Annotated in this window: 1 protein-coding gene; it reads right to left on the reverse strand. The window is 64.3% G+C overall.

Features of this window, described 5'->3' with window-relative positions; genetic code table 11:
* Window positions 1–123 precede the first annotated feature (123 nt).
* The coding region (locus EJK15_RS74085) for a hypothetical protein (RefSeq protein ID WP_206062451.1) at window positions 124–401 on the reverse strand (278 nt) is incomplete at its 5' end.

A 401-nucleotide genomic window follows, 5' to 3' on the forward strand; every position in this document is an offset into this window, starting at 1 on the left:
TGACCGGCAACAGCGGCACCAGCCGTTCCCACTCCTCATCCGTCAGATCATGACGACTCAGACGCTCCTCATCCACACGGAAGATCTACACCAAACTGCCATCAAAGATCCACGGGACACGCCCTAGTTGGCGCTGACGTCCGCGGTGGCGAGCGGCTGGGAGGCGTCGTCGGAGCCGTGCTGCTCGGGCGAGCCCCACGTGGCGATGGACTCGGGGCGGGTGTTCCACTGCTCGGGGCTCATGGGGAAGCCGTAGTCCTTGCGGTACAGCTCCTGGGTTTCCCCTCGTATCGTTGAGGCATCGCCTAAGAGGAGGACCAGGCGATGGCAGAGACACGACGAAGGTTCGATCCCGACTTCCGGGACGGCGCTGTCCGGATCGTCGAGGAGACCGGCAAGCC

Source organism: Nonomuraea basaltis (assembly GCF_005893125.1).
Lineage (GTDB): Bacteria > Actinomycetota > Actinomycetes > Streptosporangiales > Streptosporangiaceae > Nonomuraea > Nonomuraea basaltis.